17 protein-coding genes and 1 pseudogene are annotated in these 21,222 nt (G+C 41.1%); 5 read left to right on the top strand and 13 right to left on the bottom strand.

What is annotated here, in order from left to right:
• Window positions 1–39: 39 nt before the first annotated feature.
• Together cysN and cysD are read right to left on the bottom strand one after the other, a co-directional pair.
• A complete protein-coding gene (cysN, locus tag BEGALDRAFT_RS05105; protein WP_002684343.1) occupies window positions 40–1,320 on the bottom strand; it encodes a sulfate adenylyltransferase subunit CysN in 1,281 nt (426 codons plus the stop codon).
• Complete coding sequence (gene cysD, locus BEGALDRAFT_RS05100) at window positions 1,321–2,217, bottom strand: sulfate adenylyltransferase subunit CysD (protein WP_040295263.1); 897 nt, start codon at window positions 2,215–2,217, stop codon at window positions 1,321–1,323. It abuts the gene before it with no gap.
• Between the two features lie 174 nt (window positions 2,218–2,391).
• On the opposite strand from cysD, the gene cysB reads away from it, so the two are divergent.
• Window positions 2,392–3,369, top strand: coding sequence for an HTH-type transcriptional regulator CysB (gene cysB, locus BEGALDRAFT_RS05095; RefSeq protein WP_002684341.1), 978 nt, complete (start codon window positions 2,392–2,394; stop codon window positions 3,367–3,369).
• Window positions 3,370–3,464: 95 nt separating this feature from the next.
• On the opposite strand, the gene BEGALDRAFT_RS05090 is transcribed toward cysB, so the two are convergent.
• The 3 genes from BEGALDRAFT_RS05090 to BEGALDRAFT_RS05080 all read right to left on the bottom strand — a co-directional run bounded on the left by BEGALDRAFT_RS05090 (window position 3,465) and on the right by BEGALDRAFT_RS05080 (window position 6,435).
• Complete coding sequence (locus BEGALDRAFT_RS05090) at window positions 3,465–4,106, bottom strand: retron system putative HNH endonuclease (RefSeq protein ID WP_002684339.1); 642 nt, start codon at window positions 4,104–4,106, stop codon at window positions 3,465–3,467.
• On the bottom strand, window positions 4,099–5,382 hold the full coding sequence (locus BEGALDRAFT_RS05085; protein WP_002684337.1) for an AAA family ATPase: 1,284 nt from the start codon (window positions 5,380–5,382) through the stop codon (window positions 4,099–4,101). The genes BEGALDRAFT_RS05090 and BEGALDRAFT_RS05085 overlap by 8 nt, the downstream gene beginning before the upstream one ends.
• Window positions 5,383–5,463: 81 nt before the next feature.
• Window positions 5,464–6,435, bottom strand: coding sequence for an HpcH/HpaI aldolase/citrate lyase family protein (locus BEGALDRAFT_RS05080; RefSeq protein ID WP_002684335.1), 972 nt, complete (start codon window positions 6,433–6,435; stop codon window positions 5,464–5,466).
• Between the two features lie 329 nt (window positions 6,436–6,764).
• Between BEGALDRAFT_RS05080 and BEGALDRAFT_RS05075 the strand changes: the two genes are divergently transcribed.
• Window positions 6,765–10,769 (top strand): choice-of-anchor D domain-containing protein, encoded by a 4,005-nt coding sequence (locus BEGALDRAFT_RS05075; RefSeq protein WP_002684333.1) that lies wholly within the window; start codon window positions 6,765–6,767, stop codon window positions 10,767–10,769.
• A 92-nt stretch (window positions 10,770–10,861) separates the two neighbouring features.
• Here BEGALDRAFT_RS05075 and BEGALDRAFT_RS05070 read toward each other — a convergent pair whose 3' ends face one another.
• The 8 genes and pseudogenes from BEGALDRAFT_RS05070 to BEGALDRAFT_RS05040 form a co-directional block, all read right to left on the bottom strand.
• Window positions 10,862–11,281 (bottom strand): hypothetical protein, encoded by a 420-nt coding sequence (locus tag BEGALDRAFT_RS05070; RefSeq protein ID WP_002684331.1) that lies wholly within the window; start codon window positions 11,279–11,281, stop codon window positions 10,862–10,864.
• Window positions 11,282–11,340: 59 nt separating this feature from the next.
• A complete protein-coding gene (locus BEGALDRAFT_RS05065; protein WP_002684329.1) occupies window positions 11,341–11,853 on the bottom strand; it encodes a J domain-containing protein in 513 nt (170 codons plus the stop codon).
• 136 nt (window positions 11,854–11,989) lie between these two features.
• On the bottom strand, window positions 11,990–13,429 hold the full coding sequence (locus BEGALDRAFT_RS05060) for a beta-barrel assembly-enhancing protease (protein WP_002684328.1): 1,440 nt from the start codon (window positions 13,427–13,429) through the stop codon (window positions 11,990–11,992).
• Window positions 13,430–13,594: 165 nt separating this feature from the next.
• Window positions 13,595–14,386 (bottom strand): ABC transporter permease, encoded by a 792-nt coding sequence (locus BEGALDRAFT_RS05055; RefSeq protein WP_002684326.1) that lies wholly within the window; start codon window positions 14,384–14,386, stop codon window positions 13,595–13,597.
• Complete coding sequence (locus BEGALDRAFT_RS05050; RefSeq protein WP_002684321.1) at window positions 14,379–15,311, bottom strand: ATP-binding cassette domain-containing protein; 933 nt, start codon at window positions 15,309–15,311, stop codon at window positions 14,379–14,381. Before BEGALDRAFT_RS05050 ends, BEGALDRAFT_RS05055 begins: the two co-directional genes overlap by 8 nt.
• 495 nt (window positions 15,312–15,806) lie before the next feature.
• Window positions 15,807–16,086, bottom strand: a pseudogene (locus BEGALDRAFT_RS19495) (IS1 family transposase); the annotation flags it as partial.
• Window positions 16,073–16,159 carry an IS1/IS1595 family N-terminal zinc-binding domain-containing protein gene (locus BEGALDRAFT_RS19705; RefSeq protein ID WP_456297501.1) on the bottom strand — a complete coding sequence of 29 codons (87 nt, stop codon included), beginning with the start codon at window positions 16,157–16,159 and terminating at the stop codon, window positions 16,073–16,075. The pseudogene BEGALDRAFT_RS19495 and the gene BEGALDRAFT_RS19705, both read right to left, overlap by 14 nt.
• A gap of 42 nt (window positions 16,160–16,201) precedes the next feature.
• On the bottom strand, window positions 16,202–16,759 hold the full coding sequence (locus BEGALDRAFT_RS05040; protein WP_002684317.1) for a hypothetical protein: 558 nt from the start codon (window positions 16,757–16,759) through the stop codon (window positions 16,202–16,204).
• Between the two features lie 212 nt (window positions 16,760–16,971).
• Here BEGALDRAFT_RS05040 and BEGALDRAFT_RS05035 point away from each other — a divergent pair, with 212 nt between their 5' ends.
• The 3 genes from BEGALDRAFT_RS05035 to kdpA all read left to right on the top strand — a co-directional run bounded on the left by BEGALDRAFT_RS05035 (window position 16,972) and on the right by kdpA (window position 21,220).
• Window positions 16,972–18,630 carry a formylmethanofuran dehydrogenase subunit A gene (locus tag BEGALDRAFT_RS05035; protein ID WP_002684315.1) on the top strand — a complete coding sequence of 553 codons (1,659 nt, stop codon included), beginning with the start codon at window positions 16,972–16,974 and terminating at the stop codon, window positions 18,628–18,630.
• 754 nt (window positions 18,631–19,384) lie between these two features.
• Window positions 19,385–19,474 (top strand): K(+)-transporting ATPase subunit F, encoded by a 90-nt coding sequence (gene kdpF / locus BEGALDRAFT_RS18695; protein WP_002684311.1) that lies wholly within the window; start codon window positions 19,385–19,387, stop codon window positions 19,472–19,474.
• Complete coding sequence (gene kdpA, locus BEGALDRAFT_RS05030; RefSeq protein ID WP_002684309.1) at window positions 19,475–21,220, top strand: potassium-transporting ATPase subunit KdpA; 1,746 nt, start codon at window positions 19,475–19,477, stop codon at window positions 21,218–21,220.
• Window positions 21,221–21,222 lie beyond the last annotated feature (2 nt).

Raw genomic sequence — 21,222 nt, 5'->3', positions numbered from 1 at the left:
CATACTGACACGCTATGGGGGATATTAACACCTTAGATATTACACAATCATACCCGCAGCAACGGTATTATTTGTATCGCTATCAATCAGAATAAAACTCCCTGTGCCACGATTTTCCGTATAAGCATCAATTACTAACGGCTTTAACACCTTAATCGCCACTAAGCCGATTTCATTCATTTGCAAGTTATGCCCAACATCACTCTTTTGTTCTAAAGAATGAATATCTAAGGTGTAATACAACTGGCTAACAACGGCGCGTACAGTTTGCGTTGTGTGCTTTAACCAATACTTTTTACTAAAATCCAAAGCAGTCCCATCTAACCAACAAATTTTTGCTTCAAACTGCTTTTCGATGCGTGGTGTATCACCTGTTTTAACTAATAAATCCCCGCGAGAAATATCACGTTCATCCGTTAACGTCAGCGTCACCGATTGCGGCGCGAAAGCCTCATCAGTTTCCCCCTGTGGCGTATAAATCGCCTTAACATGGCTCGTCATCCCACTCGGCAACACCGTGACCGCATCCCCAACATGAATCACCCCTGTTTCTACACGTCCCATATAGCCACGGAAATCATGCAATTCCTCACCCTGTGGACGATTAACCACTTGTACAGGAAAACGGAACGGATGCGCGGTTAAATCACGGGCAATAGACACCGTTTCTAACGTCCCTAACAAGGTTTCGCCTTGATACCAAGGCATATTATCGCCACGAGTAACCACCATATCCCCATTTAACGCAGAAATCGGAATGTAATGCACATCATGCAAGCCTAATTTCTCTGCAAATAGACGAAAATCCGCGACGATATTCTGATAAACCGATTCCGAATAATCCACCAAATCCATCTTATTAATAGCAACAATTAAATGCGGAATTTCCAATAAATGCGAAATACACGCATGACGACGAGATTGAGGCAATATGCCCTTACGCGCATCAATTAACACAATTGCTAAATCCGCCGTACTCGCCCCTGTCACCATATTCCGCGTGTACTGCTCATGACCGGGTGTATCTGCAATAATAAATTTACGGCGCGGTGTCGCAAAATACCGATAAGCCACATCAATCGTAATCCCTTGGTCACGCTCGGCTTGCAAACCATCGGTTAATAACGCTAAATCGACCCCAGAACCGCCCTTACGCTCATGATAATTCTGCGCCGCCTGCAACTGGTCTTCATAAATCCCTTTTGTATCAACCAACAGGCGACCAATTAACGTCGACTTACCATCATCCACACTACCCGACGTTGCAAAGCGTAATAAACCACTATGCGTATTTAAAACGAGACTTGTTGATGCGTTCATTTAAAAATACCCTTCCCGTTTCTTATCTTCCATTGAAGAATTACCATGATCAATAATCCGTGTTTCCCGCTCGCTCCGTGTTGCAACCGCAGATTCTTCAACAATCTCCTCCAACGTCACCGCCGAAGAACGCACCGCGCCCGTACATGGCGCACACCCTAATGTACGGAAACGACATAACACATCCTCAACTTTCTCATTTTCCCCTAAAATCACATCATCCGCAGGAATCAACACCGTCCCCCGCTGCACCATCTTCCGCTCTTTTGCGAAATACAAAGGCACAATCGGAATATCCTCTTGCAGGATATACTCCCATACATCCATCTCAGTCCAATTCGATAAGGGAAAAACCCGCACAGATTCCCCCTCATGAATCCGCCCATTATACAAATGCCACAACTCAGGGCGTTGATTGCGAGGTTCCCACTGACCAAACTCATCACGGAACGAGAAAATACGCTCTTTTGCCCGTGAACGCTCCTCATCACGTCGCGCCCCGCCAAAAGCGGCATCAAACCCATGTTTCTCTAACCCCTCCAACAACGCTGCTGTTTTTAATGCCCCACAACAACGTGCCACCCCTAATTTTTGCGGATGTGCCCCTTCAGCAATGGCTTTTTCATTACGATGAACAATCAAACGCGCCCCAATAGACCGCGTATATTCATCGCGGAACGTAATCATTTCCTTAAACTTATAACCCGTATCAATGTGCATTAAAGGGAAAGGAATAGGCGCAGGGTAAAACGCTTTTTGCGCAAGGCGTAACATCACACTGGAATCTTTACCAATGGAATACAACATAACAGGATTACGAAATTCAGCGACCACCTCGCGGATGATGTGAATCGATTCGCTCTCCAAAACTTCTAAATGGGTTAGTTGACGAGTCATAATAAGATACTGTTTGTAAAATAAAAAATAACGTTGCAGAACATTAAAAACACACAGAACAACATCAATGGAACGATAGAATTTCACATCCATGCTTTACACTATAGCGAAATCACCTTATTCTTTAAATGAATAGTTGACAGCTAACTTATATCAAAAAGGAATAGGTGTAGAATGAAATTACAACAACTCCGCTACATTTGTGAAGTTGCACAACGCGGGCTGAATGTTTCTGCAACGGCGGAAGGTCTATATACCTCACAACCGGGAGTCAGCAAACAAATTAAGCTACTAGAAGAAGAGCTTGGCGTACAAATCTTTGCGCGTAAAAGTGGTAAACAACTCACCCATATCACCCCCGCAGGACAAGCGATTATTCACGTTGCCCAAGATATTCTAAGACAAGTTAATAATATAAAAAGAATTTCCCATGAATTTAGCGACAACCAAAGTGGAACGCTTTCCATTGGTACAACCCACACCCAAGCCCGCTATGCGTTACCGCCCATCATTAAACAATTTATAAAAAAATATCCCAAAGTTGTGCTACACATGCACCAAGGGACACCCGTACAAATTTCCCAACTCGCCGCAGAAGGTACAGTCGACTTCGCCATTGCAACAGAAGCCCTAGAATTATTTGATAATCTAGTCATGATGCCTTGTTACCGCTGGAATCGAGGCATACTTGTTCCACCAGAGCACCCACTGGCAAAAATCGATAAACCCAGTTTAGCTGATATTGCGCAATATCCCTTAGTCACTTATACCTTTGGATTTACAGGACGTTCACAACTAGACCACGCTTTTACCGCCGCAGGATTAGAACCCCAAGTCGTATTCACTGCCTCAGATGCTGACGTAATAAAAACTTATGTCCGTTTAGGCTTAGGCGTTGGCATTGTCGCGCATATGGCGTTTGACCCTGATTTAGATGAAGACTTACGCATGATTGACGCAAGCCATTTATTTGAACCCAGTACAACCCGCTTAGGCTGTCGCCGTGGTACTTTTTTAAGAAGTTATATGTATGACTTTATGCAACTATTCGCACCTCATCTCACTCGTGAACGGGTAGAAAAAGCGATGGAAATGAGTAACCAAGAAGAAGTCGACGAACTTTTTAAGGATATTAGTTTGCGGATGTTTTAGAGGGGCATGAAGGGAATTTTATTGAATATTACTAAACCGCTAAAAAGACGCGGGTGAATAGGTCTTTTTAGCGGGGTTTAATCGCGCATTTATCACTAAAAACGCTTTAATTTCTTTTCTAAATAGTCAATAGCAACACCACAATATGCTTGGTATTTTCCGCCAACATCTCTTGATTTCCAACGATTTAAATATTGTTGAATTTCTGATTGTGTGCGTGAGCCTTTTTTGCTATTCAGCACTTTTTTAACTGCAATCACAATATTTTTACGATTATCCATCAAACGACTAATATTTAAATTTAAAATTGTTTCTATTTGTTTATTTAATTCAGATTCTGTTGATTGAATTCGTCCATCACCTAAATATTTTAGGGTTTCCAGCAAATATTGAGATGCTGAGTCAGCAGGATGACAGGTAATATCAGTGTTTCCTTTTTTTGTATCACAATGTTGTTGTTTTTCATCTTGTCCTTCGTTTCCCTGACAAACAGCGAGCATATTTTTATAATCTAATTGTTCTTTAGGATAACGACTTTGACAATGCCAATGCTCAATTTTCGAGTTCTCTTTTTCAATTCGTTGCATACAGTAGGCGCATAAATACCCCTGCTCTATGAGCAATTGATGACGTAGTTCATCTTTTGCTTCCTTTGATAAATCGTTATACGTTGCATTGTCTTGACATCTATGTTGTATCAACGAATTAGGCTCAATATGTTTGACAATTTTAATCATGATGTTCGTTATCCATTGCTAACATCGTGATTAAAGCCTCCGCCTGTACAATGTCGGGAATATCCCCATTGAGACGGTGTTTTAAGTTATCAATTGCTACCTTTGCCTGACTAAAATCTTCTTTATCAATTAAATCAAAAATAGTTTTTAAGGCGTTTGTGGTTTCTATATCCCGTTTTTCAGCCTGCATTAATTCGCTAGTAACTTCTGCCGAGTCTAAGCCTAAAGCCTGTTTTGGGGTATAACAAACAATCTCTTTAGTGTCGTTATCACGATGTAATAAGCGAATATTTTTACCTTCTACTTCTCCCAAAATTTGTGGGGAATGAGTGGTTAATACAAACTGACAGTTTGGAAAGGTCTGAGTTAATTGGCGAATAATTTGGCGTTGCCATGCAGGATGCAAATGCAATTCAAGTTCATCAATTAAAACGATGCCAGCCCCTTCTAAAGGATTTAATAAAGATGGATTAGCTATGGCTAAACGACGTGCCAAATCGCCAATTAATGCAATTAAGCATTTCTCACCATCAGACAGTTGATTAACTTGAATTTCAATCCCTTGTTTGATTGCGGTTAAACAGAGTGGATTGCGACGAACTCTAAATTGCGTTAATTCAGACAAAAATATTTCTAATGCTTTTCTAACTGCGCTTAACTGAACATCATCTTTATTAAGCTTTTGTTGATAGAAAGCTTTTTCCTCATTTTCTAAATCTTCACGATTGCGAAACCATTCAAAAAATTGACGAAAATCTGCCGCACTGGTTAAAGCAACTTCATAGGCTTCTAAGATTTCAAACTTATGTTTTTTTCTAATTCTAAGTGGAATATCTAAAACTGCTCTATTGACAGGATAATAGACAAATAATGGTAGGATATTGTGCTCAGTTAATTGTACTTGTAGGTTTTTTGCGTAATTAGAAACATCGTGTAATACAGAGCTTTCTATTGATTTTGGTTTACCTTTTTTTCCCTTGAACAATTGCCATACGATTGGTAAATCTGTTTTTCCTTCTACTTTAATCAGTGCGTATGCTTCTGTATTATAAATGTCATTTTCTTGAATCAAACGTCCAGATGTTCCCGCGTGGCGAACACGGGCAATTATCCATGATAAAGACATAGCAAGTGCATCTAATATGCTAGATTTACCTGCACCATTTTTGCCTGCAAAGATAGTTACCTGTTCATTAAATTCAATGTTTAATGATTTAATCCCTCTAAAGTTTTGCAATTGCAACATGTTAATTTTAAAAGGGGGTAACAGTGACATAGATTTATTCCTTGATAATTCGTGTAGAACTAACAATCTTTTTAAAATTGTTAGTTCTTATTTTTGCCTTATAAAAACTGCTTACATTCCAATACTCTTTGCTTTCTGAATTAAATTTTCTGCCATTTTGATACTGGCAACGTCGATTAAACGACCATCTAAGCTAACCGCACCTTTTCCTTCTTTTTGTGCTTGTGCCATCGCTTCTAAAATCCGTTTTGCTTTCGTCACTTCTGCTTCTGAAGGACTGAAAACGGCATTGGCTAAAGCAACTTGTGAGGGATGAATCGCCCATTTACCTTCGTAGCCGAGAATGGCGGCGCGTTTAGCGGCGGCGGTGTAGCCATCGGGGTCGCTGAAATCGCCGAAAGGACCATCGATAGGGCGTAAGCCATAGGCGCGACAGGCAACAACCATGCGGGCTTGTGCGTAGTGCCACATGTCATTCCAATGAAAATCACGACCACCTTCGCTGTTTTTATCGGTTAATACGCCATATTCGGGGTGCGCACCACCGATAACGGTTGTCCGTGCGCGGGTTGAGGCGGCATAGTCGGCAACACCAAAGCTCATGGCTTCTAGGCGTTTGCTGGCTTGGGCAATGGCTTCAACATTTGCCATGCCTAATGCGGTTTCAATCAGGATTTCAAAGCCTAAGCGTTTAGTGCGTTTTTTGGCAATTTCGATTTGTGTGACTAGCATGTCTAGCGCGTATAAATCGGCGGGAACGCCCACTTTTGGAATCAGTAACATGTCTAAACGCGGGCAGTTTTCTACTACGTCAATCACGTCTTTATACATGTAGTGGGTGTCTAAGCCGTTAATCCGCACGAGCATGGTTTTTGTGCCCCAGTCAATGTCGTTAAGGGCTGCAACGACGTTGCTACGGGCTTTTTCTTTTTCGTCGGGGGCAATCGAGTCTTCTAGGTCTAAGAAGATGCAGTCGACATCTGATTGGGCGGCTTTTTCAAAGAAGGCGGGATTTGAGCCGGGAACGGCGAGTTCTGAACGTTGTAAGCGGGGGGTGGCTTGTTCAATAATTGTTGCGCTCATGTAGCGTTTTCCTTTGGTCAAAAAGTAGTGAGTATATATTAGTAAACGCACTATAAAACGATGCGAAGGACTGGCAGTCCTCACAGGACTGCCAGTCCTAGATTTAAATCACTTTATGGTACGGTTACTATAAAGGATACGGTGGAAAATTAATATTTTTTCTGATTCTTTAGATTTCTGCTTGTTTATCAAAATGATAATTTATCAAAAATTTCACAATCTTTGCATAAAATAGGGGCGTTTATAGGTAATAAAAGCCATACTTTTTTAGTAAGGGCTTTTCTATACTTAGACTCAAATTCTTGGCGTGTAGGGTAAGGGGCAAGCAAATGATTATTCCAATAATTCCATTTTTTAATCGGTTTTTTATTTATCGATGGGTGTGCGTTGTGTTGTTAAGTCTTGGTATGGTAAACCTTGCTCAGGCAACGACTTTTTTAGTAACAAATACCGCTGATAGTGGCACAGGTTCGTTGCGACAAGCGATTATTGATGCGAATGCAAATGCTGGTATTGATACGGTTAGTTTTAATATTTTAGGGGGAACGTTACCGCATGTAATTAGTTTGTTATCTCCTTTACCTGAAATTACGGATTTTGTTTTTATTGATGGAACTAGTGAGCCTGATTTTATAACGGAAGGTGTGCCTGTTGTGCGTTTAGACGGGATTAATGCGGGGTTGACGGCGAATGGTTTAGTCATTTCTGCGGGGGCTTCTACGATTAAGGCGTTAATTATAGAAAACTTTCAGCAGAATGGGATTGTTTTATCGTCAGGCTCAGGGAATGTTATTTCTAATTGTTATATTGGGGCTGATGGGCATGGTTTGCCATTTCGTCCGAATGCAGGGTATGGGATTTTGCTGGATGATTCTTCGTTAAATTTGATTGAGAGTAATTTGATTGCTTCTAATGGATTGGCAGGCATCGCAATGATAGGAACATCTAGTAATAATGAGTTACAGGAAAATTCTATTTATGCCAATGGGTCTGTGAATATTGATTTAAATGATGATGGGGTAACAGTTAATGATGTGGGGGATAGTGATACAGGGGCAAATGGGTTACAAAACTATCCTGTACTTGATTATGCGTATAACAATAAAGTTGTTGGGCAGTTGAATAGTACGGATGCAACTAGTTTTAGATTGGAGTTTTTCGCCAACCCTGCTCCTAATGTGCATTCTTCAGGGTATGGGGGAGGGACTCGTTTTTTAGGGTCTATGACGGTGACAACGTCGGGGAATGTCGCAAATTTTACCTTTCCTTATACGCCTGTCATGGGACATTCTTATATTTCAGCAACTGCCACCAATTTGAGTACCGTAGAAACTTCTGAATATTCACTGACTATTGAAGAAAGTAAACCCATTTATACCAGTCTGCCCTTACCTGCGACACCGTTAACGTTTAGTAGTCCTGTGGGGGTCGGTAGCTCGCCTGTGCGGTTACAGATTGTTGCAGATGGGAACGTACCATTAAGTTTAACGGTGCAAAGTCCTGTTGGGGCAAATGCGGGTGATTTTAGCACGTCTTTTGTAGGCAATAAGGTTTTATTAGGGGGGGAGAGTTTAGAGATTGATGTGGTTTGTACACCAACAGCGACAGGCGCACGTACAGCGGGTTTAACTATTCTCAGTGATGATGCAAATTTTCTTTCGGTTACTTATCCCTTAGATTGTGATGGGGTTGTTGCTAGTGTTGCGGGTTTTGCGTCCAATCCTGTTGCAGGTTCTACGATTAACCTCAGTAGTGTGGTGGGGTCGTCTGTAATTGCAACGGTTGATATTTCTGAAACGGGTAATAGTGATTTAAATGTGACTGCTGACCCGTTGAGTAGTACTAAACCTGCTGATTTTACTTTAATCAGTTCGAGCAGTTTTGTGATTCCTGACGGGGGGAGTCCGCAAAGTATGGTGGTTTCTTGTACGCCGAGTGCTGTCGGTACTGAAAGCGCGACGTTGACCTTACGCACTAATGACCCTGCACACCCCACGGCGGTTTATACGATTCAATGTACTGGTACAGCCGCAGCACAAGCGGGCTTTGCGTCTAATCCACTGCCTAATGCAAGTATTAATGTGAGTGGTGTTGTCGGTTCAGCAACATTGGCATCGATAACTATTTCAGAAGTTGGTAGTGTTGATTTAAATGTAGTCATCGCGTCATTAACCAGTAGCCAGCCCGCTGATTTTACATTAATCAGTGCAAGTAGTTTTGTTATCCCTGACGGGGGAAGTCCGCAAACGGTTATTGTCCGTTGTACACCAAGCATCATTGGCACTGAAAGTGCGACGCTGGTTTTACAAACGAATGACCCGCTGTTGCCCACCGTTGACTATACGATTAATTGTATAGGCACAAGCGCACCACAAGCAGGCTTTAGTTCTATTCCGATACCGAATAGTACATTGACATTTATCAGTGAAGTAGGAACGCCTAGCACAAATACCATTACCGTCTTAGAAACAGGCAACGCCGCTTTAACTGTAACCGTCGCGCCGTTAACAGGTAGTAGCGATTTTAGTTTGCTCACAGGAACGGGCAGTTTTACGATTGCAGATGGCGGAAGCCCTGCCCCGATTCTTGTTCGTTGCTTACCTAGCATGGCAGGCACAAGCACAGCAACCTTGTCGTTAAGCAGTAATGACCCCAGTCAGCCAACGCTGGCTTATTTCCTCGTCTGCATCGGTACGAATCCAATCCCTGTCGATCCAACACCTATCGATGAAAATCTCCCCCCAACAGATATTTTTCTTTCAAATACCGTCTTATTTAAACAGGATGCTATCGGTACAGTTGTTGGGACATTTAGCTCGACGGACCCTAATGCGGGCGATACTCATACGTATTTATTAGCCAATGATAGCAATGGACGTTTTTCGTTATTAGGTAATCAGCTTATTACGAATCAAATATTTGAAATCATTGATAGTAGTTATACCATCAGCGTCACCAGCATTGATAATAAAGGGTTGTCACTGACAAAACAGTTTTTATTAACCGTTTCAGGCGCGGAAATTACAGGGTTGATTCAAACGGATTTAGGCGTATCAGGCGATACGGTCACGATTGACGCACCTGAACATATTACAGTGACGGGTCTCATTAAACCTGCGAGTCAACATATCGGTGTATCTGCTGATATTATGGTGACTTATGACTGGATATCTTCTGACCAACGCTATACGTTAAGTATTCCCTTAACCTTGCAATCACATATTGTGCTGGGGAAAGAAATCCCGATTACCTTATTTAAAGGACATTTAAACTTTTTAACAGGTGAATTTCATGTGACATTAGGCTATCGCTTCGGTAATACCTTAATTAAAAATGAAATTGTACACTTAACAGTCAATACAAATAATGCGCCGACAGCCTTAGCATTAAGCAATATTCAAATCGGTGAATACAGTACACGTGGCACAACGATTGGCACTGTCAGCGCGACCGATGCGGATAAACAAGAACAATTCCGCTATGCGTTGTTAGACAATGACGACGGGCGTTTTATGCTGGTGGGGAATCAATTACAAGTTGCAAATGGCTCTCTACTGCAAGCAAATGATAATCATGACTATCATGTCAATATTCGCGCAATTGATATTGCGGGCGCGACCATTGATAGTCAGTTCAATTTGCAAGTGGTAGAAAACAATAACTTGCCTTTAACCCTGCAATTAACCCGCGATAGCGTGATGGAAAATAGTTTAAACGGTACGATTATCGGACGGTTAATAATAAATCAACAAAAAACAGATGATTATCAATATCAGCTTATCGACGATGCACAAGGACGTTTTCAAATCATCCAAGATTTATTAATCGTATCTAATACACAACTGATTGATTATGAACAAGCAACAGAACATCACCTCACTGTCAGTGCGGAAACAGGTAATGGTGTCGCAATCACCCAAGACTTTACAATTCAGGTGATTAATCAACAGGATTTAAAAGTTCAAGGGCAATGGGTTAATGGAACTGACCCCCAAACAGGCACAATTCAACTGACTTTAACCCCTGACAATCAAGATATTGGGCAAGAAGTTGGATTAATCATTGTTGGTGTCTATATGCAATCAGGCTATTTAGTCGATTTTTTTAATTTAACCCCAGAAGGTTGGCAAGTGTGGGATAAAGCCTTAACTAGCCTACAATCTTTACAATCAATTACCTTAAGTCCAACGCTAACGCTTCCTGTCTGGCAAGGTTCATTAAGTGCGTTTAGCGATGGTTCACTGGCGATTTATGCAGGCTATTATGTCATTGAACCTACAACAGGAAAATCAGTTTTAGTGTATGACCTACAACCCTTTATTATCGAGTTTTAAACATTAACGCAAACGCATTCTAAAAAATAAAACCCCATTAATTTAAAAACTAATGGGGTTTTATCTCAATAACGACCCAACAACGCTAAAGGCTAACCTTCCATAATCGCTGAATAAGCTTTTCTTAATAATTCTAATTCCGTCGGTGGTAAGCCACGCGCTTCCATAATACTGATAAACTTCGCATGATAAGGTTCAACAGCGGCGCGGGGTGGATCTGTAGCGGTAAAACGGGCAAGAAAAATACTCAAAGGCGCACTAGGAACATCAACATAGGCTTGAAACTCAGTATCGATGACTAAACTACCCGCAGACATACCCAGCTGCTTTTCTGCTTCTACAATCAATTGTGCGGGATGAACTAATACTTGCGGAATATCTTTCGTATTTTCAATTAATTGTGCTAATGGTGGTAATCCTTCAAAAGCACATACTGTACCATTTATGTTTAAAAACAATGTTTTTGCACTGGTTGATTGCTTATGGTACATAATTAAACGTGCGTTTTGCATAACAACAATGTTTCCTTACAAGTAGAAAAGAAAATTCAGCAATTACGAAAATCCGCACATTACGGGACTTTTTTCTGCATTGCACCTAAGCTCAATTTACTAGGCTCACTGGGCCCTTGAGGTTCTACAAATAAACCACTTAACATATATAAAAAAAATAATAATGCCAGCACAAAAATAATAATATCTTTCAACGTTGGTGGCGTAATCGTCATACGCTCCAATAAACGACCAAAACTATTCCCTTCTTTATTAGAAGACTGTGCAGTAATTGCACCAGCATCCACAACGGGCAATTGACGTTTAGGGGTTGCACGTGATGAGGCTTGTTGCTGATTCACACGTTGCGCATCATACATTTTCCGTTGTTCAACATCATTAAGCACTCGAAACGCTTCATTAATCTCATTAACTTGCATTTGAATCTTAGATTGCGCTTGTTGTCGTTCTGTATCGCTTAATTGGCGAAAAGCCTCGTTAATTGCATTTGCTTTTGCTTGTGCTGCTGCTTTTATGAGAGACTGCTCAGTATTAGGGTTAATACCAAGTATTTCATAATAATTCTTATCCATTGAGTCACCCCAGCATATAGCGCGTCCTAACGATATTAAATTTACATCATACTATAAAAAATCGTTAGCGTGGTTATTTTGAAATGCACAGAGAACTAAACCTTATTAACTCAAATAACCCTATGATAAATAAAAATTAGCGCATCTCTTTTTCTGCATCTTTCTCTTCACGCAATTCAATTTCTAAATCACTGTAACGTTCAGTAATACGGGCATTTAAATACGGAGAAAGATTAGGCAAGCGACTTAATTGCTTAAGTTGTGCTAAGGCTAACGCGGTTTTCCCTTGTAAATAGAGATTTTCTGTTAATGCAAGTCCTGATTCAGCAGGAAAACCCGTTTCTTGATAGGCTTGTGCCAGTAAACGGTAATAAGTTGGCGTTTTTAACGTACTGATATTTAACAATAACGCTTTCGCTTGTTCTGCCTGTCCCTGTCGCAACAGGGTTTCCGCATAACGCATACTCAATAATTGGTCAGCAGGATAAATAGCTAAAGCCTGCTCATAAATTTGTAACACTTGACTGGGTTTATTCTCCAATTGTGCAAGGTCAGCTTGTAATAAACGATAAGTGACACGGTCAGCATCATGTTTTATTAACCAATCAATATGATTTTTTACCCCTTCAGTTTGTTCATTTTTTAATAAACTGAGTGCAAGCGCATAATGCACTGCCCGCGCATCACGGAAACGCCCTTCGGCAAGATTAGTTTGCAAAGTTTTGATTAAATCCCGCAAATTATTATCCGTAAGCACTAATAAGCGAGCACGCATCAGATAATACAAAGCATTTTCATGTGTGGTGTGTTTAGGATATTGGTCGGCACGGTCGCGCGATTCAGCAACACGAGACGTTGTAACGGGGTGAGTTCTTAAAAACTCGGGGGCATCTCTGCCAGCATAACGGCTATTATTTTGTAATTGCTCAAAAAAAGCGGGCATACTGCGTGGGTCAAACCCTGCGGCAAATAAAATTTGCATCCCCACACGGTCAGCTTCCTGCTCATGCAAGCGGGTAAAATCAATTTGACGTTGAATATTGCTTGCAGCAATGCTTGCTACAGCCGCCTGTCCCACTTCAGGATTTTTTGCAGCAACCACCATGCCCGCTATCATCGCCGCCATCGCAGGCAAAGAAAACGCACTAGCAGATTCTAAACTGCGGGCAATATGTCGTTGAGTCACATGCGCAATTTCATGACCAATGACCGAAGCTAATTCCCCCTCATCTTGTGTATGCAGAATTAAGCCACTGTTAACACCAATATATCCCCCTGGAATGGCAAATGCGTTGATTTGGGGCGATTTAACGATAAAAAAATTAAACCGTTGCTCAGGCATATCACTGACCGACGCTAAATTATTACCCAAGCTATTGATATAACTATTAACCTCTGCATCGTCAAGAATTTCTAATTCGCGTCGTAATTGACGCATTGCGGTATCTCCTAAGCGTTGTTCTTGCGCGGGAGACAAGGCAGTATCCGTAGATGCGCCAATATCAGGCAAATTGATAGCATAAGCAGGTACAACCGCAAAATAACTGAAAAACAGCAGGAAAGCAGTACGAGACATAAGTGTAAAAACCCGAAAAATCAGAGAGTCATCTCACATCAATAATTATGCAAAGTAGGCTTTTCAATGGCTATCTATGGATTTCATAACTTGAATTGTGGGTATTTTTCCTATAACGACTGATAACACCACAAATCTAGTTAAATTCCCATGAATTAAATATTATTAACTGTATAAGCGTTTCCGCAGTAAATAACTTGCTATCCACAATGCACTAATGCCATAAACTAAAACCACACTCAGATGTAGCAACACATTAGAAACCGCTTGACCCGTCATCAATGGGCGTACTAATTCCACAACATGCACCAAAGGAAAACAATAAACCCCCATTTGTATCAATGCGGGAATACTCTCAAACGGAAAGAAAATACCACTTAATAACGTCATCGGTGTAAGCAATAAAGTGACATAAAAAAAGAAAAAATCATAACTATTTGCTAACGTTGTAATAATTAACGCCATCGCGCCAAAACATACCCCCACCAACAGCATCAGCGGTAAAATCCATAAGGCTTGCCAACTGCTCACCATGCCAAGCGCGGTTGCGACTAATAAAATAGAACTCACACCTAATAAGCCCTTTGTCGCGGCCCAAAACGCTTCACCTAAAATAATATCCTCAATATCCAACGGTGTTGCTAACATTCCCTCCCATGTGCGCTGTACCGCCATGCGCGTATAAGCAGAATACAACCCCTCAAATGTTGCCGTTTGCATACCACTACTGCAAATCATGCCTGATGCTAAAAAAACGATATACGGTAACTCACCAATATTGCCGACAAAATGCCCCAGTCCATAACCTAAGGCAACTAAATAAAAGACAGGTTCACCAAAATTAGCGAGCAAAGCAGGAAAAAATAATTTTAACCAGACACGAACATGTCGCCACCAAATCGCCTGCCAGCGTCCTTGCCACAAACTAGAGACTAATAACAATAACGTTCTAATCATCACGCAATTCCCGACCTGTTAATTTTAAAAATACATCTTCTAAACTCGCGGGACGGTGTAAATAACGCAAAGCCGTTTGATGCTCTAATGCCTGTAATAACTGCATAATCGCCTCACCTTTACCATAATAAAACCACGTATCCCCGACTTTTTCATTCCGTAAGGCAACAGTTTTACCAACCTGCTCATGCCACGCTTGAACCTCTAAACCGTGCACCTCAATCACCTGAGGCTCAATATACCGCTCAATTAAATCACGCGGCGACCCTTGATCGAGAATTTTACCGTTATCCATAATAATCAAACGGTCACACAACCGTTCCGCCTCTTCCATATAATGCGTGGTTAAAATTAGCGTATAACCTTCTGTTTTTAAACGGCGCAACCGTTGCCAAATTAACTGCCGTGCTTGCGGGTCTAACCCTGTTGTTGGCTCATCTAACACCAACAATTCAGGCTGATTAATTAACGCGCGAGCTAACGACAAACGCCGTTGCATCCCGCCAGACAGTGCATTAATCAGCGCGTCACCTTTATGTTGCAATGATGCAAACTCTAAAATATCGGGAATTCTGGCTTGTAGCGTTGCCTCACTCAAACCGAAATAACTCCCATAAATTGCTAAATTGCGCGTAACACTAAAATCAGGGTCGAGATTATCTTGTTGCGGAACAACGCCAATTCGCGCCCGCATTTCCCGCGCCTGTTGCGGAATACTCGCGCCTAAAACCGTTAATTTCCCACTGGTTGGCGGTGTGCTACCAATTAACATGCGTAAAGTAGTCGTTTTGCCCGCCCCATTAGGCCCCAAAATGCCACAGCATTCCCCTTGATAAACATTAAAACAAATGGCATCAACAACAGCCTGTTGCCCATACACCTTGCTTAAGTGCTCGGCACAAACCACGACAGGATAGTCAGACATGATAATGAGGATAGATAGAGAAAGAAGAAGGATATGATTTGTCAATAAAACAAATATAAAAGTAAGAGAAACTAACTTTCTAATAAAAGGTTAAAATTTAATAAATTTAAATAGTAAATGCTATTCTCGACTACATTAAGTAGAATTATTGCCCGTTCCATACAATAAGTATGGATACGAAATCAAGTTAGCATTTTTAATTCTTAATACTTTTTCAGGGGTATTATGTTGGTTAGATAATCCGTTATTACTACGATGTGTAGCCTTAAATTTTTCCTTAATATGCTCAGCCTTTTTAGATTTCATTTCAATAAAAATAAAATCGACTCTTTTACATTCATGTTTACTCCCTTTAAACCAAAAAATTTCACAATTCTCAAATACATCAGATTTAATCACAACAAATTTATCTTGAATTAGCTCTAAATTATTCCCTTCCGTTGTCTCTTTGATATTTTCAATAATAGCTTTATCAATCAGTAGGTCTCTTAAAAATCGCTCAATATGATTGGTCAGTCCTGTCTCCTTACCCTACCGCTTTATGCCGTTCACTCGGAAGAACTTTCTGATAGGCTTCCCAGAAATCGGTGTAACAGACAGCACATTGTCTATACACCGTTGGGAGTGAGTCCCAGAGTGCTTGCGCTCCCTATGCATCTCGCTTTCCAAAGACAATTCCAATAACTGCCCGTGAGTCTCTATCCAATGCTAACCATATCCACACTTTCTGGTGACGCTGCCCAACCAATGACCACATCTCATCACATTCTAATGTAGTTTTGTGTTCCTGCGCGGGTTTTTCCATATTTTACGATGTGTGTTGCTTTACAGCTAGGGCAAGTTAGCATTTTAGGAGCTCTTTATATTTCTTCAGTTTCACTATTTTAATATCACTGCTTCTTTAGCTCTACCGAAAATTGTCCTCTTAAATCGGGTCTTTCCTGCACAATTTCATAAATTAACGCATCAATTTTTTGATGACGTTCGCAATATTCAATTAATGCCATGATGAGCATTGTTGTTGAGTCGTAATGTTTATCTAAGTTGATAGCAAGGGAAAATTTAATTTTCTGTACTTCTTCTACTGAGAAATATTGTTGAAGTACGTCATAAAGTGTTTTACGTAAAGTTGTTGGGTTTTTAGCCGTTGATAAATTGCTTGAAGCGGGTGAATTTGTATTCTTTTCTGATGGACTATGATAATTCACGGTTACGTTATCGCCTGTCACTGCAATGCCAATCTGTGAATTTTGCGCATTGATTGAGCGGTTATCGCCTGTTGTAGTCGTTGTGTTATTGGGAGATTGTCTTGTTGCAATTTGGGCTTTTAGTTCTTGAATTTGGTGTTTTAAGCTGAATAAACGGGCGGGGTCGTTTTCTAAAACAGTGGCACGTTCTAAGGCTTCTAATTTTTCTCGCATAAGGGCTAAAACTGTGTCGTTACTCATATTTTCTCCTTAATTATAAAGTCGCTATATTCAGTATGATGTAAGTCTTTATCAATAAAGCATGAATAAGAAAAATTAATTTTTCGCTTGCGTGTCATAAAAAAGACAATACTATTAGTCATCGAATATAAAAATAATGGTAGTGGGTTTGGGATGTTTTAAACCATGCTATCTCTTGTCTATTTTACCCACCAAAGGCGATAAAAATAACGATGCTTACAAAACTTAGCAATTGTAAAGTGTATGACCCTGTCCATCAAAAAAATGGGGTTGTTGAAGATATTTATATTCAGGATGGGCGCATTATTGCTAAACCTGCCACTGATGTAAAAATTGACCAGCATTATGATATGCAACATAAGGTTGTGATGGCTGGGGCTATTGATATTCATAGTCATATTGGCGGGGGAAAAGTGAATATTGCCCGCCAACTTTTGCCTGAGTCGCGTGATTATTTAAAGGAAAGTTTTCAGTTGGAAGGTGAGTGGCATCAGATGCTTGCACCGACGACACGCCAGACAGGTATTAGTTATGCGGAAATGGGTTATACCGCTGTTTTTGAACCTGCATTATTGCCCGTTAATGCTCGCCAAGCGCATTTAGAAATGTTGGATACGCCGATGATTGATAAGGGCGGTTATGCGATGTTGGGTAATGATGATTATTTCTTGCGTTTACTTTCTCGTGGGGCTGACCAGCGTAAGATTAATGATTATGTGGCGTGGATTTTAGAGGCGAGCCAGTGTATTGGTATTAAGGTGGTGAATGCGGGCGGGATTAGTGCCTTTAAGTTTAATCAGCGTCGTTTAGAGCTGGATGAGCAGAATTGTTATTATCCTGTTACGCCGCGTCAAGTGTTGCATAGTTTGGCAACAGCGGTGCAACAGTTGGGCGTTCCGCATCCATTGCATGTGCATGGTAGTAATTTGGGCGTGCCTGGTAATGTGGAGACCACGCTGGATACGATACGCGGAATGGAAGGCTTACCGATTCATTTGACGCATATTCAATTCCATAGTTATGGGACTGAGGGCGACCATCGTTTTTCTTCGGGTGCGGCGCGGATTGCAGAGGCGATTAATCAGCATCATAACATCACGGCGGATGTTGGGCAGATTATGTTTGGGCAAACGGTCACTGCATCAGGTGATACGATGATGCAGTATCATAATCATCATCATGCGCATCCGAAAAAGTGGGTAGTGATGGATATTGAATGTGATGCGGGCTGTGGGGTTGTGCCATTCCGTTATCGGGATAAGAATTTTGTGAATGCGTTGCAGTGGGCTATTGGGTTGGAAACCTTTTTATTAGTCGATGACCCTTGGCGCATTTTTTTAACCACTGACCATCCAAACGGCGCACCGTTTACCAGTTACCCGCATTTAATTAAGCTATTGATGGATAAAAGTTTTCGCAATGATATGTTAGCCACGATTAATCCAACGGCTGCAGCAATGAGTACCTTAGGCAGTATCACCCGTGAATATAGTTTGTATGAGATTGCTATTATGACCCGTGCGGGCGCGGCTAAAGTCTTAGGTTTACATAACCGTGGACATGTGGGAGCGGGAGCTATAGCGGATATTACGGTTTATACGGAACAGGTTGATAAAGAAAAGATGTTCGAAAAGCCTGATTTTGTCTTTAAAAATGGTGAGTTAGTTGTTAAACAAGGCAAGGTCGTGAAGTTAGTACAAGGGGGTACACATGTTATCCGTCCTGAGTATGACCGTTCTATTGAAACAGAGTTAAAAGACTATTTTAGTCGTTATCATACGGTTGCAATGGAACATATTAAGGTTTCAGATGAGGAAATTTTAGCCAATGGGCGCGGGGCGTTATTGACGCATCCATTGCGACGTGATTAATCCGAGTTTGGCGAAAAAGAGCTGTTTTAAAATTGAACTGGTAGCCCTTGAAGGACTGCCAGTTTTTTTATTTATAACGCGAGTTCGGCGAGTGGCGAAAACCTTTTAGAATTTTTCAACTAAAAAATGTAGGGTGGAATAGCAAAGCGTATTCCACCCTACGATTTATAATCTTTTTTTGCTCAGTTTTTGCAGAATTTCAAGGTGGAATACGCTACGCTATTCCACCCTACAACACTCAAGCTCTTGTCTTTTTAAAAGAATCTCGCCGTACTCGCGTTAAATTTAGGACTGCCAGTCCTAAATTTAAATCACTTTGTGGTACGTTTACTATATATCCGTTTTTATTTGATTTAGGCATCTTCCATTTTTAACTTGAGTTCGGCGAGTTTTATAAAATAAAACAGAGACCTGCTAGGTTTTGAAAACCTAGCAGGTCTGTCGGAACACGCGAATCGGTTTGGAGGACTGGCAGAGATTACTCTCTTGTTTTTCATCGGAATTCACCAGACAAGCTGTTGTCTTTTTAAAAGAAACTCGCCGAACTCAGGTATTTTTAATACTTTTTTAACACCTCTCCCCGCTTTTTTAGCACTCTTTTTATATCCCACTTGTTACGCTTTTTCTGTACTTGCAATGTAACCAAGCAAGATATGGAGCGCGTTATGGATATTATTTTTTTATTTTTAATCAGCATGTTGTACTTAAGTACACATGGATTGATTTATCTCTGCCAACGCTTAGGGGGTGGGGTATGAGTGGGCTTTATTTACTCAGTGCCGTTTGTGCAATTGGATTAGGTATTTATTTACTTATCGCTTTATTTAATGCGGAGGATTTTTAAATGTTTTCCGCCAATATCTTTTTATTAGGCTTGTATTTTCTCTGTTTATTGCCTTTAGCATGGCTGTTAAGTCATTGGCTGACAGCGTTAGCAAATGGACAATTTCACCCTATTTTTAAGCCCTTGCAATGGTTTGAACAAGGTTTATACCGCATAGCAGGGATTAATACATCTCAAAGTATGTCTTGGCAAACTTATGCCTTAGCTGTTTTAGTTTTCAATATATTAGGGGTATTGGTGTTGTATGTTTTGCAACGCATACAAGCCGATTTACCTTTAAATCCGCAAGCATTTGGGGCGATAACGCCCGATTCTGCTTTTAATACAGCCGTTAGTTTTGCAACAAATACAAATTGGCAGGCGTATGCGGGTGAAAGCACGATGAGCTACTTTGTGCAGATGCTCGGCTTGACTGTGCAAAATTTTCTCTCTGCGGCAACAGGCATTGCCGTGGCGTTTGCGCTCATGCGTGGATTAGCAGGGCATTGTACTGCGCAATTGGGCAATTTTTGGGTGGATATCACGCGCTTAACCTTGTTTTTATTACTGCCGTTATCGTTTGGATTTAGTTTGCTGTTAATGCAACAAGGCGTGATTCAAAATTTTTTAGCTTATCAAACGGTTAATGTTTTAGACCCTGAGGCAATGGGGCAAAGTACCCAAGTTCTGGCAATGGGCGCAGTTGCTTCGCAAGAGGCTATTAAGATGTTGGGAACGAATGGCGGTGGTTTTTTTAATGTGAACTCTGCTCATCCTTTTGAAAATCCGACAGCTTTAACAAATTGGTTGCAGATGTTAGCGATTTTTTTAATCCCTACAGCGTTATGTTTTAGTTTTGGGCAGTTGGTGCAAGAGAGACGGCAAGGCTGGGTTATTTTAATCGTGATGTGTTTAATTTTTAGCCCATTAGCCCTTGGATTGATGACTGCTGAACAAAGTGCGAATCCTTTATTCGCGGGTTTAAACATTGACCAAGCGGCGAGTGTGTTGCAAGCGGGCGGTAATCTGGAGGGAAAAGAAACCCGTTTCGGTATTCAAGCCTCTGCTTTGTTTGCCAGCATCACGACTGCCGCTTCTTGCGGTGCGGTCAACTCGATGCATGACTCATTCATGCCATTAGGGGGATTTGTCACCTTATTCTTAATGCAATTGGGGGAAATTGTTTTCGGCGGGGTTGGTTCTGGTTTATATGGCATGTTGATTTTTGCTGTATTAGCCGTGTTTTTAGCGGGCTTAATGGTTGGGCGCACGCCTGAATATTTAGGGAAAAAAATCGAGCGGTTCGAGATGAAAATGGTTGCGTTGATTCTACTTATCACACCATTTTTAGTCTTAGGCGGGACTGCATTAGCGGTTTCGTTGCCCGTTGGACAAGCGGGGATTTCCAACCCCAGTGCACATGGTTTTTCACAAGTGTTATATGCCTTTACGTCGGCGGCGAATAATAATGGCAGTGCGTTTGCGGGATTTAGTAGTAATACAGTGTTTTATAATGTTTTACTTGGGGTTGCTATGTGGTTTGGACGCTTTGCAATTATTGTGGCGGTGTTAGCAATAGCGGGTTCTTTGGGGTTGAAAAAGAAATTGCCTGTAACGAGTGGCACGCTACCCACACAGGGCGGATTATTTGTAGTGTTGTTAATGGCAACGGTGTTGTTAGTGGGTGCATTGACTTATTTACCCGTTTTGGTTTTAGGGCCTGTGGCGGAACATTTACAAATTTTTTCGACCGTTATCAACCATTAGGA

It is taken from the genome of Beggiatoa alba B18LD, assembly GCF_000245015.1.
GTDB classification, from domain to species: Bacteria; Pseudomonadota; Gammaproteobacteria; order Beggiatoales; family Beggiatoaceae; genus Beggiatoa; species Beggiatoa alba.
Note: the sequence above shows the minus strand (reverse complement) of the source record. Positions and strands in the feature narration are given on the sequence as shown.